Annotated in this window: 13 protein-coding genes and 3 pseudogenes; 7 read left to right on the top strand and 9 right to left on the bottom strand. The window is 71.5% G+C overall.

The features are described 5' to 3' along the window. Positions 1–55: 55 nt before the first annotated feature. Positions 56–259 (bottom strand): ATP-binding cassette domain-containing protein, encoded by a 204-nt coding sequence (locus tag OG286_RS37275; RefSeq protein ID WP_331741408.1) that lies wholly within the window; start codon positions 257–259, stop codon positions 56–58. A 143-nt stretch (positions 260–402) separates the two neighbouring features. Then, positions 403–2,574, bottom strand: coding sequence for a M4 family metallopeptidase (locus OG286_RS37270; RefSeq protein WP_331741406.1), 2,172 nt, complete (start codon positions 2,572–2,574; stop codon positions 403–405). Positions 2,575–3,268: 694 nt separating this feature from the next. Here OG286_RS37270 and OG286_RS37265 point away from each other — a divergent pair. From OG286_RS37265 to OG286_RS37255, 3 genes and pseudogenes are all read left to right on the top strand, one after another. Continuing rightward, positions 3,269–3,539 (top strand): annotated as a pseudogene (locus tag OG286_RS37265) (carboxymuconolactone decarboxylase). A gap of 78 nt (positions 3,540–3,617) precedes the next feature. Further along, a complete protein-coding gene (locus OG286_RS37260; RefSeq protein WP_331741405.1) occupies positions 3,618–4,157 on the top strand; it encodes a winged helix-turn-helix domain-containing protein in 540 nt (179 codons plus the stop codon). After that, complete coding sequence (locus OG286_RS37255) at positions 4,124–4,681, top strand: transposase (RefSeq protein WP_331742617.1); 558 nt, start codon at positions 4,124–4,126, stop codon at positions 4,679–4,681. The genes OG286_RS37260 and OG286_RS37255 overlap by 34 nt, the downstream gene beginning before the upstream one ends. Before the next feature lie 827 nt (positions 4,682–5,508). Here the strand turns inward: OG286_RS37255 and OG286_RS37250 are convergent. Both OG286_RS37250 and OG286_RS37245 read right to left on the bottom strand, forming a co-directional pair. Beyond that, the gene (locus tag OG286_RS37250) at positions 5,509–6,150 is read right to left on the bottom strand and encodes a hypothetical protein (RefSeq protein WP_396324776.1); all 642 of its coding nucleotides are present in this window, start codon (positions 6,148–6,150) and stop codon (positions 5,509–5,511) included. A 122-nt stretch (positions 6,151–6,272) separates the two neighbouring features. Beyond that, positions 6,273–6,452 (bottom strand): annotated as a pseudogene (locus OG286_RS37245) (transposase); the annotation flags it as partial. Here OG286_RS37245 and OG286_RS37240 point away from each other — a divergent pair. After that, positions 6,452–6,787 (top strand): annotated as a pseudogene (locus OG286_RS37240) (transposase); the annotation flags it as partial. The pseudogenes OG286_RS37245 and OG286_RS37240 sit on opposite strands and share 1 nt — an antisense overlap. Positions 6,788–6,823: 36 nt before the next feature. Here the strand turns inward: OG286_RS37240 and OG286_RS37235 are convergent. Further along, positions 6,824–7,285: a hypothetical protein gene (locus tag OG286_RS37235; protein ID WP_331741401.1), complete on the bottom strand. Its 462-nt coding sequence runs from the start codon at positions 7,283–7,285 to the stop codon at positions 6,824–6,826. A 283-nt stretch (positions 7,286–7,568) separates the two neighbouring features. Between OG286_RS37235 and OG286_RS37230 the strand changes: the two genes are divergently transcribed. Further along, positions 7,569–8,540 carry a helix-turn-helix domain-containing protein gene (locus OG286_RS37230; protein WP_331741399.1) on the top strand — a complete coding sequence of 324 codons (972 nt, stop codon included), beginning with the start codon at positions 7,569–7,571 and terminating at the stop codon, positions 8,538–8,540. A 198-nt stretch (positions 8,541–8,738) separates the two neighbouring features. Here the strand turns inward: OG286_RS37230 and OG286_RS37225 are convergent, their stop codons facing one another. The 3 genes from OG286_RS37225 to OG286_RS37215 all read right to left on the bottom strand — a co-directional run bounded on the left by OG286_RS37225 (position 8,739) and on the right by OG286_RS37215 (position 11,377). Then, positions 8,739–8,918, bottom strand: coding sequence for a hypothetical protein (locus OG286_RS37225; RefSeq protein WP_396324779.1), 180 nt, complete (start codon positions 8,916–8,918; stop codon positions 8,739–8,741). 734 nt (positions 8,919–9,652) lie between these two features. Next, entirely contained in the window at positions 9,653–10,417 is a 765-nt protein-coding gene (locus tag OG286_RS37220; protein ID WP_331741395.1) for an alpha/beta fold hydrolase, read from the bottom strand. 294 nt (positions 10,418–10,711) lie between these two features. Beyond that, the gene (locus OG286_RS37215) at positions 10,712–11,377 is read right to left on the bottom strand and encodes an AAA family ATPase (RefSeq protein WP_331742614.1); all 666 of its coding nucleotides are present in this window, start codon (positions 11,375–11,377) and stop codon (positions 10,712–10,714) included. A 168-nt stretch (positions 11,378–11,545) separates the two neighbouring features. Between OG286_RS37215 and OG286_RS37210 the strand changes: the two genes are divergently transcribed. Together OG286_RS37210 and OG286_RS37205 are read left to right on the top strand one after the other, a co-directional pair. After that, on the top strand, positions 11,546–13,165 hold the full coding sequence (locus OG286_RS37210) for an AMP-binding protein (protein ID WP_331741393.1): 1,620 nt from the start codon (positions 11,546–11,548) through the stop codon (positions 13,163–13,165). A 260-nt stretch (positions 13,166–13,425) separates the two neighbouring features. Beyond that, complete coding sequence (locus OG286_RS37205) at positions 13,426–13,638, top strand: hypothetical protein (protein ID WP_331741391.1); 213 nt, start codon at positions 13,426–13,428, stop codon at positions 13,636–13,638. A gap of 81 nt (positions 13,639–13,719) precedes the next feature. Here the strand turns inward: OG286_RS37205 and OG286_RS37200 are convergent, their stop codons facing one another. After that, on the bottom strand, positions 13,720–14,712 hold the full coding sequence (locus OG286_RS37200) for an ABC transporter ATP-binding protein (RefSeq protein ID WP_396324780.1): 993 nt from the start codon (positions 14,710–14,712) through the stop codon (positions 13,720–13,722). Positions 14,713–14,841: the final 129 nt, after the last annotated feature.

The following is a 14,841-nucleotide window of genomic DNA, read 5'->3' as shown; positions in this document are numbered from 1 at the left end:
CGGGCCGGGCGAAGAAGGTCGTAGGAGTCGACCCGGCGTCCGATCAAGCGCCTGCTCACCGAACGGCCTCGTCATTCATCAGAACGTTGGGCAAGGTGGCCAACGCTCTTGTGATGCCGACGCGTTGGCGCCGACCTCCGGACAGCTGCTCCGGGTGCCGTTTCGCGTACTCGCCGAGTCCGACGAAGTCCGGTGCCTCGTAGGCCCGTTGTCGGACATCCTGCCGGGAGAGCCCGGCGGGCTTCAGCGGGTGGGCCACATTGCCGAGACTGAAACGCAGCCGGGGCCCGACGTCGCGCCGGGCCCGGCCGACGCCCAGGTCGCGCCGGCGAGCACCGTCCGAAGGGACCCGGGCGGTGGCGTTGCGCGCCGTGCCGCCCGGGTCCCTTCGGGTACCGGGGATCAGCCGGCGGTGACCGCGGTGTCGTCGATCACGAAGCTGGTCTTGAGGGAGGAGTCCTCGGTACCGGTGAACTTGATCGTGACGGCCTTGCCCTGGAAGGCCGACAGGTCCAGCGTGCGCTGGACGTAGCCGGACGTGGCGTCAGCGTTGGAGTACGTGGCCAGGGTGGTCGTCGTGGTTCCGTCGACGACCTGGACCTTGAGGGTGTCGTACGCCGTGGTGCCGGTCTCCCCGGTGGCGATCTTGATCCAGAAGGAGAGCTTCGGCGCGGTGGCGGTCGCCGGGACGGTCACCGTCTGCGCGAGCGTGTCGGTGTGGGCGGAGCCGTAACCGTTCAGCCAGGCGTAGTACGAGCCGGTGCGCGGCAGCTGGCCCGCGTCCTTGGTGACGACACCGGAGGTCGAGGTCCAGGAGGTCGCGCCGGACTCGAAGCCCGGGTTGAGCAGCAGGTTGCCGCTCGGAGCCGGGGGCTCGGTGGTGCCGCCACAGGTGGTGGCGGTCGGGGCGACGGAGACGGCGCTCCAGGCCTTCTCGACCGCGGCGCACTGGGTGCTGCTCGCACCGTACAGGTCCTTGGCGGCCTTGATGGTGGCGGTGCGGGCACCGGGGTAGTTGGTGTTGGAGGTCATGTAGGTCGACAGGGCGCGGTACCAGATCTTGGTGGACGCGTCGTTGCCTATACCGGTGACGGTGGAGCTGTTGCAGGTCGGGCTGTTGCCCCACTGCGACTGGCCGGAGCCGGCGGCGAGCAGGTAGAAGAAGTGGTTGCCGACGCCCGAGGAGTAGTGCGGGTCAAGGCCGGCGGTGCCGGTCGACCAGCACTTGACCGAGGCGCCGTCCTTGCTGGGGTCGTCCATCCAGCGCAGCGGCGTGCCGTTGCCGTTGATGTCGATCTTCTCGCCGATGAGGTAGTCGGGTGCGTCCGCCGCGTTGTTGGCGTTGAACTCCACCATCGTGCCCATGATGTCGGACGTGGCCTCGTTGAGGCCGCCCGCGTCGCCGCTGTAGACCAGGCCGGCCGTGGCGGCGGTGACGCCGTGGCTCATCTCGTGGCCTGCGACGTCGATCTCGGTGAACGGCTTGGAGCCGACGGCACCGTCGCCGTAGATCATCGAGAAGCTGTCGTCGTCCCAGCCGGCGTTGCCGTAGTTGGTGCCGTAGTGGACGAAGGAGCGGGCGCCGACACCGTCGTTCTTGATGCCGTTGCGGCCGAGGACGTTCTTGTAGAAGTCCCAGGTGGCCTGGATGCCGTAGTGGGCGTCCACGGCGACCGTGGCACGGTCGGTCAGGGCGTTGTTGCCCCAGACGTTGTCCGCGTCGTTGAGGGCCGCGCCCCAGCCGGCGGGCGGAGAGTCGTTGGCGACGGTCTTGTTCTGCGCGTCCCGCGTCTCGCCGTTGCCCCGGGCGGGGTCCTTGAGGGTGTAGCCGGTGGTGGAGTTCTGGGTCGTGCTGACCGTGACGTTGCCGACCTGGTATCCCTTGCCCGTGCCGTCGGCGGTCGCGGCGGCGAGCGCGGCGGCCGGCTGGGCGGCGGGTGCGGCGGCGGTCTTGGGCTGCACGCCCTCGTGCAGAAACGCCGAGAAGGTGTCCCAGCTCTCACCGGTGTCACCGGTCTTCGCGTCCACCAGGACGTGGAAGTGACTGGGCGCCTGGTCGGGGCCGGTGCCGTTGACCGTGACCTCCCAGACCAGCTTCGGCGTGGCCGCGGTGGCGTCGACCTTCAGCACGGCCGTGGCGTCGCCCTTGGTGCCGCGGAAGAGCTTGACGCCCTTGGCTATCGCCTGCCGATCGGTGACTGAGGGGGTCACCGAGAGGGTGAGCGGCGCTTCGAGGGTGAGGGTGGTGGAGTCCAGCCGGCCGCCGGGGGTGGAGTGGACGATGACGTCGCCGCCCCGGACCGGCAGGCCCTGGTAGGTGCGGTTGAAGTGGACGTGGCGAGTGCCGTCGGGGTCCACCTGGACGTTGGCGGCCTGGAACTCGTCCTGGACGCCGGCCTTGACCGCGTGGGGGTTGGCGGCGATCTGGTCGGCAGCGTCCTGCAGAGCTCTGCTGTTGGGGGCTTTGGGCTCGGGGCCGGTGGCGGGTGCGGCGGACGCGGTGACGCCGGCGCCGACTATCACGAGGCTGCTGACCACGAGGGTGAGCGAGCCGTTCAGAAGGGATCTCTTCATAGCGCCGAAGCGTGCTCCGACATATGAATGCACGTCAACGCATACCAAATCTGTGGAAATTCACAGATTTCCATCGGCCGGCCAACCGAACGGATGCAATCCTGGAGATCACCTGGCAACAAGGCCCCCAACCTGGGAGTTTCCACCTTGCGGCGCTCACCGCCCCCTGGCCGACCAGGGCGGGCACGTGATCCATCTCACGGCGGCCGGAGGCTTCCTGAGAGGAGGCGATCTCACACCGCAGCGGGCGAATCGCCCCGGAGTTCGAGCGGTCGTCGCAGGTGGCGGCCCGGCCGGGCGGCGGCCTAGCTGCCGACCCGCCCCCAGTCCCGGGGGCGGCGCCCAGCACCACCGGATCCAACCGGAACGCCGATGTCGACACGGCCGGCAGCAGGTGATCGACGCGGCGGCCTGATCAACACCAGCCGCCCCGAGCACATGTGACGACCACTCTGATCGGAAGGGCGAGGGGTCGCCCCGGTGAGGCAGGGGCGGACGGTAGGGGCAGGCGCCCACCGGCCGGCAGTCAAGGCCGGGGCACTGAGAGCAGAGCCCTCGACAGGGCCCGAACATGGCACATCGGATGACTCATGCCTTGGAGGCGCACGCGGGCGAACAGGTCAGGCTGGAGGGTGGGTCAGAGTCCCTCGGCGGGCTGCGGAGCGGTCCACCCGTGCTCGACACCCTGGCCGCCATGACGGTCGACTCGGTGGAGCGATGTGACCTGCCCCCGGACATTCCTCACGCGCATCGCCGCGCTCGCCGCCATGGACGCGCCCCCGGTGTCCTACCTCGCCCACATCGACCCCGCCCTCGGGGCCGACGTCACCGCAAGCCAGCTGCAGGACGTCCTGGTCGCGATCGCCCCCATCGCGGGCACCGCCCGCGTCAGGTCCGCTGCCGGCAACATCGCCGCAGCTCTCGGCATCGCCGTCGCCGAAGAGGAAGCCGAGGGCATGGCGTAGGCACACTACTGAACTTGATCGGGTGATGTCGGGGCCGTTCGGCTGACAGGCACCGGACGGGCCCGGTAGCTGTTGGTCGTGAGATACGCGCAGGGCGGCGGCTTGACCGACGCCGAGAGGGCCGCGCGCGAGCGGATCCGGCTGCAAGCCGTCGTCCGTTTCGAGGGCGGGGAGAAGAACAGAGAGATTGCCGCCTCGTTGCGGGTCAGCGAGCGGTCCGTTGAACGCTGGCGTCGGCAGTGGCGGGAGCGGGGGCAGGACGGGGTCCAGCCAAAGGGATCGCCGGGGCGGCCGAGGCTCAGTGATGCGCAAATGGATCGGCTTGAGCGGGAGTTGGAGCGCGGTCCGCTGGCTCATGGCTGGGAGGACCCGCGTTGGACCCTGGCCCGGGTGAAAACGCTGATCGGGCGGATGTTCCACGTCAGCTACACCGTGGAAGGGACATGGCGCCTGCTCAAGCGCCATGGCTGGTCGTGGCAGCAGCCGGCCCGGCGGGCGATCGAACGCGACGACGAGGCCGTCGAGTTGTGGCGGAAGGAGGTGTGGCTCCAGGTAAAAGCACCGCGGCGGCTCGCGGAGCCTGGGTGGTCTTCGAGGACGAAGCCGGGCAGACGCTGAGACCGCCGCGCGCCAGGACCTGGGGCCGAGTGGGGTGCACGCCCGTCGTGTGGGTGAAGGGCGGTGGCTCCGGACGGATATCCATGGCCGGCATGAGCTGCTACAAGAAGGGCGAACGCTCCCGGCTGATCTTCAGAATCCGCCTGCACCGAGGGCGCAAGGGCGAATGCAAGAGCTTCACGTGGCAGGACTACCGTGACCTCATCGTCCGGGCCCGCATTCAGCTCGGCGGCCCGATCGTGCTCGTCTGGGACAACCTCTCTGTCCACCTCGTGCCGCAGATGAAGGACTTCGTCGCCGCGAACGAGGACTGGCTGACGGTCTTCCAACTGCCCTCGTACGCGCCGGACCTCAACCCGCAGGAAGGCATCTGGTCGCTGGTCAAGCGGACCATCGGCAACCTTGCCGTGGCCAACCTCGACCACCTGGCCAAGACCGTCAAGCGGAGCCTGAAGAAGATCCAGTACCGACCGCACCTGATCGACGGATGCCTCACCCAAGCCGGACTGATCATGGACGACTGACCTCGACCAACACCCGACACCACTCATTCAATTTCTATACTCACGACTCCACCGACCGCGCCGGCGACCACCCCCGGCACGGTTGACGCACAACCGTCGACAGCCACAGGCCCGGGGCCTGCAAGCCGCCCGAGATCCGAGGCAGCGTCTCCGGAATTGCGGAAACGGCCTACGACCTGCCAATTCTCGCGGTCGGGACGACAGGATTCGAACCTGGGAACCAGACGGCCCGAACGCTTGTGACCGCGCGATGGGATCGCGCTGCGACTGCCACTTGGCGGAAACAACAAAAAGGCCGCCTCCGCATCTCTGCGAAAACGGCCCACGCCCTGCATAAAACTGATCTGAACAACAGGATTTGTACCTGCGCCCCCGACACCTCAGTGGTCCCGTTGCCTCCCGGCCGAAAGCCCGGACGGGGATTTCGCGATCACGAGCCGCAGAATCAGGGCTCCTGCTCCACTCATCTGCATATTTCATCTCCTCGCAATCGCGTCCTGCCGGTAAGTTCTCCGACACCTTCCAGGTTACTCCGACAAACCGCGTATTCGGGCCCGCCAGGTGCACGAATACCGTCGCGTGGATTCACCGCCGCAGCAGTCTGTCTGATAGAGCCCGACAGGTCCCGGCCGCCGGGCGGTCGGCGTCCCCGTGCCCGCGCTGCGTCGGAGCGCCCGCGTGGACGCTTACCGGCAGGTAGGCGAGCAGTGGTGCGGGAGGCCATCGAGTCCCTTCGACTGAGGACAGCAGTCAGTCGGCATCAGCCTGCCCGGCCGGCGGCCACGTCGTCGTTCGAGGTGGCCCTGGTCAGCTGTTGCCACGCCCGTTCAGATCTGGGTCGCGTAACCATGGGATTGACGGCGAAATAGCGCAATGTCGCGGTGGAACCCGACCATGAGGTCGCCGGCAGGGGTGAAGGCGGCGGTACGTGGACTACTGACGGCGAGGACCGCGGTGGCGGTACGGACACGCAGGTCCCAGATCCGCACCATCGAGTCGAGGCCCCCGGTGACAGCAACCGGGGCACCGCCGACCGTCGTACACGCCACCGCACGCACGCCGGTGTGGCCGGTGAGGGGCTGGCCCAGGGGCTGGCCGGTGCGCAGGTCCCAGATCCGCACCGTGCTGTCCTCGCTGCCGGTGACGGCAACCGGGGCGCCATCGAGCGTCGTACACGCCACCGAACTCACGTCGCCGGTGTGACCGGTGAGAGGCTGACCGAAAGGTCGACCCGCGCGCAGATCCCAGATCCGCACCGTGCCGTCCTCGCTGCCGGTGACGGCAACCGGCATCGTGTTGCCGTCACTTCCGACAGCCCCGGCGCCGTCGAGCGTCGTACACGCCATCGCACGCACGTAACCGGTGTGGCCTGCGAGAGGCTGACCGAGTGGTCGACCGGTGCGCAGGTCCCAGATCCGCGCCATCGCATCGAGCCTGCCGGTGACGGCAACCGGGGCACCATCGACCATCGTGCACGCCACCGAGCCGACGGAGCCGGCGTGGCCGGTGAGGGTGTCGCGTAGGGCGGGGCTGAAGGTACTGCCGGTGGCCCACGCCGGCACCCACTGGCCGTGGGAGATGCGGCGGGTCAGGGACTTGTCGTGACGAAGTGCGCGAGAGCCTGTCGGTTTCCGTCCTCCCCGAGCCGCGCGGCCATCGGCTCCACCGACTTCCGTTTGCCGTCCAACAGCACTCCACGCACATAAGCCTGCCCCCAACGCCGCTGGTCAGCACGTGTGAACGCTTCGAACAACTCCGCCGTGAACGCCACTGCTGGTCGCCTATCAGGCCCTGCGGACCGCGATGACGGACGCTACCGACAGCATCGCCGGCACCGACCCCGACCGGGCTGGCTTCACTGTTGCCCTGTCCGCCGCCCGCGACCAGCTCGTCCTGGCCGCGGGCATCATCGCCGACACCGTGATCGACCTGGCCGGAGTCATCGGTCGCCACGTCCTGGCGCAGCTCCTGCCCCGACGACGGGCCCGCACCAAAGACCGCATCGTCAAACGCGCGATCTCCAAGTACAACGCCCGCGGACCCGCCATCGACCGAGCCACCTACAAGGCCACCATCAGCATCAACATGCTCACGACCGACCCTTGACACGGCCCGGACCGCCCTAACTGAACGGCGTTGGTACTAGAAGTCGAACCGCGGGCTCTGCACGTTCATGTAGTACTGCAACCCGGAGCCGAAGTCCGCCCAGAAACCGACCTGGACGACCACCTGGTGCCCGGTCCTGGCGAGGTCCGTCGAGGCCCGGTTGAAGTAGTGGTTGCCGGAACCGCCGGCGACCCAGCCGACGCACCCGTAGTCGTACAGCCACTTGCCGGTCGAGACGTCGACGAGCTGTGCGCAGGGATCGGACGGGAAGGCGTTGTTGATGCCGATCCCGGCGACGATCGAGGCGAAGTCCCCCGCCTGGTGGGCGATACAGGAATCGATGTTGGCGCCGGCCCAGTTCGCCCACGAGTGGTTCGGCGTGGTGTCGGACCGGCACGCGAAGCCGGCCTCCTGCGCGGAGGCGGTGGGGGCCGCGAACACGGTGCCGGTCAGGGCGGCACCGAGCGCGGCCGTCGTGGCGAGAATGCGCCTGAGCATGGGATCTCCTCTGTTCGCGGGTATGCCCCGAGAGTCTTCGAGGCAGCGGTCGCCCTGGCTCGCCCGGCCGGTACTCCCGGGGCGCGGCCCGCTCCGGCGCACCGCCACCCCCCGTTGTCGCGGCGGTCCGGCACGCGCCGGCCGCGACGAGTGGCGGGGAGCCGGAGAGTCGGTCGACCTGCGACCAGCATTCCGCTCCCCGCACCCGGCGGCTAGGCTTTTGCACCAGGATGCAAAGGATCCACGACCAGCACCGCCAGGGATCGCGCCCAGGGATGCCACGTTGATACAGATCCGGCTGAGGGCCGACGACCTCGACCGCGTACAGGTCGCCGACACACCCGACTTCGGGTACGAACTCGCTCTGAGCGGACGGCACTTGGTCACGGGATCACCGGGCCGCCAGCTCGCGGCATGGCGCCTCGACGTCGCCCGCTCCTGGAACCCGCGGCACAACCGGCTGTTCGACCTCTACACAGACCTCTACCTACCGGCCTTCTTCGACGAGGCCGCTCTGGCCGCACCGACCCCGGTCGACCCCGCTTCCCCGCCCGCCGTCGCCCACCTGTGGGACCTGGCCCGCTCCAACGCCCTCACGCCCTTCACCCGCGGACTGGCCGAGGGCGACCCGCGAACCGCCACCGCGTTGGACCGGATCCTCGCCGGTCTCCGGGCCACCGCGCTCGACCCCTACCGCCGGCGCATCTCCTCCCTCGTCGCCACCGCGTCCGCCCGGACCCTGGCCCACTCCGCCCTGGGCGGCCCCGACGGCCTGCTGCGCTCGATCCACCCGTCCGTCGACTGGGACGGCCGTCACCTGCGTCTGAACACCCGCGTCGACTCCGTGGACGACCTCGAAGGACGACCCTTGATCTTCCAGCCCTCCGCGCTCGCCACCGGGATCACCTTCAACCCGCTCGCCGAAGCGGTGATCATCAGCTACCCCGCGGCCGCGACCCCGCTCACCCGGGACCTCGTACTCCACACGCCGCCCCCGGCACTGCGGTCCCTGCTGGGCCCGACCAGAGCGGCCGCCCTGGTCGCCGTGGTCCGCACACCCGCCCTCACCACCGGGAGGCTCGCCGCGATCCTCGGCGCGTCCCCCGCCGCCGCGTCACGGCACGCCTCCGTCCTTCGCGAGGCCGGTCTCGTCGTCACCATCCGCAACGGCCGGACGGTCCATCACCAGCCGACCCGTCTCGGCCTGGAGCTCGTTCACGGCACCACCCCCGACACCCCCGACACCCCCGCCTGAGGGCCGCCGGTCCGACTCGCGGCTGGGCCGGCGGTACCGCAGGGCCCCGAGACCGGGGGCGGGTCCGCCTGGTGTCATCGTGCCGGATGCCGTCGTCTCCCGCGGGACACCGGAACACCGGGTCGCCTGCTCGACAGCGGCACCGGCCGGGCAATCCGGCCGTGGCCGATGCCCGGGAGCGTATCCGGGGCCACCCGGTCACGTCCCGGTCTGTGCTGGGGCGTCAAACGGCGGGCAGGAGACCGAGACCTGCGACAGATAGGTGCTCAGGGAGCCGGCGGGGAGCCTCAGCCCGGGGTGGTCGGCGGGTGCGAGCACGTCCAGCACCTCGGCGGCCGGATACCCGAAGACGTCGATGCCGTCCAGAACCACGGGCACGGCCGAGGGAGGGTGAGGATGTACCGGCAGCGATCGTGAACGACCGCGGCGAGGCCGTGCCTGTCCCGTTCGGAGCGGCCCTCACGGTCGGCACAGTCACCGTAGACGAGCAGGTCCACACCGTCGTACACGGCTGTGAAGGCCCAGCCCGCCTGGCAGACCCACGACTTCCGCACATCGCCAGGCTCAGGCGAAACGGCTGAGCCAGAGCCTCCACCACCCCTGCTGCGAAATCCGCCATCAGGAGGACCCGTTCCTCCTCGGAGCTCTCGAATCCGTGCTGCCGGCCGGTGCTGACCAGATATGCCAACCCCGGCCGGTGCCGCTGACCGGTCCGCCAAGTGAAGCGGCGAACCAGCCTGCTCCGAGCTGCCTCGACCTCTCCCAGATTCCGCACCGTGCAGACCACCGGCGTCGGGCCGAAATGCCAAGTCGTGGTCCACCGATCAGTCCAGCCGGTCTCAAGGCTCAGCTTCGGCGTGAAGCCGCTGAACCCATGGTGAAGGCCGGCGAGCTCGGCCAGGTCGAGGGAATCAGACCATCTGGCGGCTGTCCGGCGCCCTCTCCCTTCGCCGCACCACACCCCTCAGGAGCTGCTGTGGCCACCTCGCAACACCCCCGCCGGGTACGTCAGTACACGGGCCGGAGGCCATCGGAGGCTGCGGACAACCAGGGCTGGAGGCCATCGAGGCTGCGGACCGTCAGGGCCGAAGGCCCACCGGGCCCGCAGGCCGTCACGCCTGCAGGTGGGCTGCCAGCAGCTCCACGACCGCGGCGCGCTGGTCAGCCAGGTAGAAGTGGCCGCCCGGGAAGACCCGCAGGTCGAAGGCGGCAGTGGTGTGGCGGGCCCAGTCACCGGCCTCCGCGAGGGAGGTGCGCGGGTCCGCGTCCCCGGTCAGCGCCGTGATCGGCCGCGACACGACGGCGTCCGGCTCGCACCGGTACGTCTCCACCGCGGTGTAGTCGCTGCGCAGCGACGGCAGGATGAACTCACGCAACTCCGGGTTGTCGAGGACCTGTCGGTCCGTGCCACCGAGCCGGGCCAGCTCGCCGAGCAACTCGTCGTCGGGCAGCCGGTGGACGGCGGTGCCCCGCGGCAGGGAGGGCGCGCGGCCACCGGAGACGAACAGGTGCACCGGCCCGGCCGGGCCGTTGAGGCCGTCCGCCTCGAAGCGGCGGGCCACCTCGAAGCAGACGACCGAGCCCATGCTGTGCCCGAAGAACGTCAGCGGCCGGTCGGCCCAGGGCCGCAGGGCCTCGTAGATCCGGTCCGCCAGCCCGTCGATCGAGTCGATCGTGGGCTCGGCGAACCGGTTCTGGCGGCCGGGGTACTGCACCGCGAGCACGTCGGCGTACGGCGACAGGGCTGCGGAGTAGTCGATGAAGTAGCTCGCCGAGCCGCCGGCGTGCGGAAAGAGGACAAGCCGTGTTGGCGCCGTGTCGACAGGGTGGAAGCGGCGGAACCAGGAGCTCTCGGTGACGGTGTTGCTGCCGGGCATGCGGGAAGACCTCTCTGAGTACTGTTCAGCTGTTGCACTGATCCCAGTGTCCCCACCGGGCTCCCCGGTCCACCAGTGCCCCCGTGCCCCGTGTGCTCCCGAGCACCCGGTCACACGTCCCGCGCCCCGCACTGCCCCTCGTCCTCCTCCCCCGTCCGGCTCGGCGACCCGGGCCGCCGCGAAGGCCACCCGGGCACCGTGACGGGCGGCGGCTGCACGGCTCGCCCCGCCGGGACGGACAGGTGCCCGGTCCTCGCGTGCGGTGCCGCGCGCGGTGGCCGGCGGGAGCCGCCGCTACCGGGCGAAGCTCACATCGGCGCGGCCGCGGGAGGTGCGGTCGAGGAGGAGGACGGAGGCGGCCTCGGGCGTCGGGGTCGGGGCTGCGCCACGCGCGTGCCGGGTGAGCGCCGCGAGGAGGCGGTCGAGGCCTCGACGGTGCTTGGCGAAGGTGCGGCTCGGGGCCCAGCGGCCGCGTTCGCGCTGGCCGGCGAGGGCGGTGGCGGCTCCGACGTCCAGCAGGACGAGGTGGAGTTCGCGGCCCTGGCGGGCGGTCGTACGGGAGAGCCAGCGACGCATCCAGGCCCGGCTGCCGCAGTCGTGCACCAGCACCGGCCCGCCCCGGCGGACCGAGGCGCGCAGCAGGCGGACGTGCTCCAGCCGGGCCCATGGCCGGTACACCGCGTACGGAAGGGCCGCCGGCATCACCGCCTCGCAGGCCTCGTGGACGGCCCGGGGGTCGACGGTGGCGGCCGCGCCGGCCTGGGCCGACCAGCGGCGCAACAGGGTGCTCTTGCCGCTTCCGGGCAGGCCGGAGACGACCACGACGGCGTCCGGCGGGTAGTGGACGGTGAAGGGTGCACCGGCCTCGCCCCGGAGGTCCACCAGGCCCCGCGGTTCCATCGCTGCCTGCGCCTCCTGCCGTACCACGGCTTGCCCGCCCGGCGTGGTCGGCCTGTCCATGTTGTTCACTCTTCCCCGCTTCTGCCCGACCCGGAACGATAACAACCTCCGCGCCGCCGTCGGTCAGCCGGTCCTGGGGTGCGGACTGCCGGCGGACACGCCCTAAGGTGGGGGCGCTATGTGATGGTCCGTCAGGTATCGGGCCGGTGTGGAGGAGGGCGGGACGGCGTGGCGGGAACGTTGGCGACGACGGGATCGGGCCTGGAGGCGGGGCCCGGGGTGGCGACGTACACCGGGCTGGTGCTGGCCGGGCTGGCGCGCGATCCGGGGCGGGTGGCGATCCGGTTCGAAAAAGCGTCGTTGACGGCGCGGGAGTGCCTGGAGGGCGTCCACCGGCTGGCGCGGGCGCTTGCCGCCACCGGTCTCGGGCGCGGCGACGGGGTGACGGTGCTGGCCGGGAACCGGCCGGAGACGGTGCTGGTGCGACTGGCGGCCAATCTGATCGGCTGCCGGGTGGCGATGCTGTACACCGACCGCCCCGTGGCGGACCAGGTCGCGATGGCCGAGGACGCACAGACGGCGGCGTTGGTGTTCGACCCGCGACGGTACGGCCTGGCGGCGCAGCAGGTCGTCGCGGCGCTGCCGTCGGTTCTGCCCCTGGCGCTCGGCCCGACTCCTCTCGGGGCGGATCTGCTCGCCGAGGCCGCGCCGCTCTCCCCGGCCCCGCTCGCGCCCGGGTACCGGCCGGACGATGTGATGGCGGTCCGGTTCACCGGTGGCACGACCGGCCGCCCGAAGGGGGTGTTGCGCCGGTTCGCGCGCCCGCCGCGGCCCGAGCTGGTGGCGGCGTCCACGTTTCTGCTCTGTACGGCGCTCTGCCACGGCGGCGGTACCACGGCCGATCTGGCGCTGGCGGCGGGCGGCACGGTGGTGCTGCAGGACGGCTTCGAGGCGGAGGCGGTGCTGGCGGCGGTCGAGCGGTACCGGGTCTCGCGGGTGTACCTGCCGCCGCATCTGCTGTACCGGGTGCTGGACCACCCGGCGCTGGCCCGGACGGACACCGGCAGCCTGCGGCGGGTCACGTACACGGGGTGTCCGGCGTCGCCGGAGCGGCTGGCGGAGGCGACGCGACGGCTGGGGCGGGTGCTCCAGCAGACGTACAGCCTGACGGAGTGCGGGCCGGTCACCCGGCTGACGCCGGACGAGCACCTCGACCCGCGGCTGCTGACCACGGCCGGGCAGCCGTTCCCGGACACCGAGGTCCGGATCGTGGACGAGGACGGCACGCCGCTGCCGCCGGGCCGGACCGGTGAGATCTGCGTCCGGACGCCGACGGCGATGGCCGGCTACTGGCGGAACCCGGAGCTGACGGCGCGGGTGCTGCGGGACGGCTGGCTGCACACCGGGGACGTGGGCAGTCTGGACCGGTCGGGTTATCTGACGGTGGCCGGGCGGCAGGGCGCGATGGCGATCGTGGACGCGCACAACGTCTTCCCCCGTGATGTCGAGGTGCCGCTGCTGGCGCACCCGGCGGTGCGGGAGGCGGTGATGTTCGCGACCACCGGCCGGGACCGGCTGGAGCGGGTGCACGCCGCGGTGACCACGGTGCCCGGGGCCGGGGTGACGGAGCAGCAGTTGCACCGGTGGGTGCGGGAGCGGAGCGGCCAGCTCTGTGATCCGTCGACGATCCTGCTGCTGCCGGGCCTTCCGCTGGGCGAGACCGGGAAGCCGGACGTCGCGGCCCTGCGGGCGCTGCTCCCGGACGCCGTGGCGGTGGACGCAGAGGGGGCGGTGGACAGGGAGGGGGCCCTGGGCCCGGCAGGGGCAGGGGCGTGCGGCCAGGGGTGACGTGCGCCGTGAGCTTCCCGCGCCCGCGTGCGCGCCCGCCCGCGCGGGCGGGCGGCCGCAGGCGCACGGCGGGCGGGCGGCGGAACCGCCCGTGGACGCTCGACCGTACGGGCCGGTGTGCCGATATTCCCGGCGGTACTCCCTTCGTACCCGTCCACGCCCGCGCGGTCCGCGCCGGCGGTGTCACCGGCACCGGCTCACCTGCCGGCGCCGCCCCGCCCGCGCCGTCCCGTCGCGCCGCCCCCTTGGAGGCACCTTCCGTGACCTGGCTCCGCGTCCTGACCGCCCTCGGCATCCTCGCCGTGGCGGCCAGCGCCCTGCTCGTCTTCGCGCTCTGCACCGCCGCCGCCCGGGGCGACCGCACCGGCCACGGCGACCGCAGAGACCCCGGCGACGGCGGTACGCCCCGGGACACCGTCCGGGAGGACGCCGAGCGCAGCGGACTGATCCGGCGCACCACCGATGAGAGCTGACCGTCCGAGGCCCGGCGCCGGGGCCCGGCGCCCGAGGCCTCCGGCCGGCCGCCGACGGCCCTCGGGCCCGCGCCGCCCCGCTCAGTGCCCGGTGAGGTCGTCCGGGCGGACGGCGATGTGGTCGGCGCCGAGGTCCACCGCGACCCGGTGCTCCATGCCGAGGGCCTCCAGGAACTTGACCGGCAGCTGCACGCGGCCGGTCCGGTCCAGCATCACGTACTCGCGCTCGTTGACCGACTCCTCGCCGTGCTCGTCGGTGACGGTGCGGCGCAGCACCTCGCTGCTGGTCCGCCCGTCCCGGATGGCCACCGTGCGACGCACCTCGCCCGCGACCATCGGATCGTGGGTGACGATGACGACGGTGGCGCCGAGTTCGCGGTTGACGGTGCGGAACGCCTCGAAGATGCCGGCCCCGGTCTCGGAGTCGAGCTCACCGGTCGGCTCGTCGGCGAGCAGCACCGGCGGATTGTTGGCCATCGCGACGGCGATGGCCACCCGCTGCTGCTGGCCGCCGGACATCTCGGCGGGACGCCGGTGGGCGAGGTCGCCGAGGTCCATGGCCTCCAGCAGCTCGGCGACCCGGGCCGCCTGCTGGTTCGCCCGGCCCGCCGACCCACCCTTGCGGCCGCGCAGTTGCATGGGCAGGGCGATGTTCTGGGCGGCGGTCAGGAAGGGCAGCAGGTTCCGGGCGGTCTGCTGCCAGATGAAACCGACCACCTCCCGGCGGTAGCGCAGGCGCTCGCGGGCGGACATCTCCAACAGGTCGCGGCCGGCCACCGTGGCGGTGCCGGCCGTCGGCACGTCGAGCCCGGCGAGGATGGTGAGCAGGGTGGACTTGCCGCTGCCGGAGGCTCCGACCAGGGCCACCAGATCGCCCTGCTGGATCGTCAGCTCCAGGCCCTGGAGCGCCTGTACCTCGACGCCCTGGGCACTGAAGATGCGCACCAGGCGGTCGCAGACGATCGCGGCGCCCGCACCGTAGGCCTTCGGTGCGGCGGCGGCGAGCGCCTGGTCCCGCAGTTCCTGGAAGGTGGGGGCCTGGCCGACCGCCTCGTTCTGGGGGGCGCTGTTCACCGCTGCTCTCCTGTCGCCGCTGCGCCTGGGTGCGCTCCTGCTCGCGGTTGCCGCGAGCCGATTCCCGTGCCGCTCGTGCCGCTCGCGCCGCCCGTGCCGCTCGTGCGGCTCGTACTGCCGCTGGTGCTG

Origin of the sequence: Kitasatospora sp. NBC_00039 (assembly GCF_045160625.1) — a bacterium.
Classification (GTDB): Bacteria; Actinomycetota; Actinomycetes; order Streptomycetales; family Streptomycetaceae; genus Kitasatospora.
This window is presented reverse-complemented; position numbering and strand designations above follow the sequence as displayed.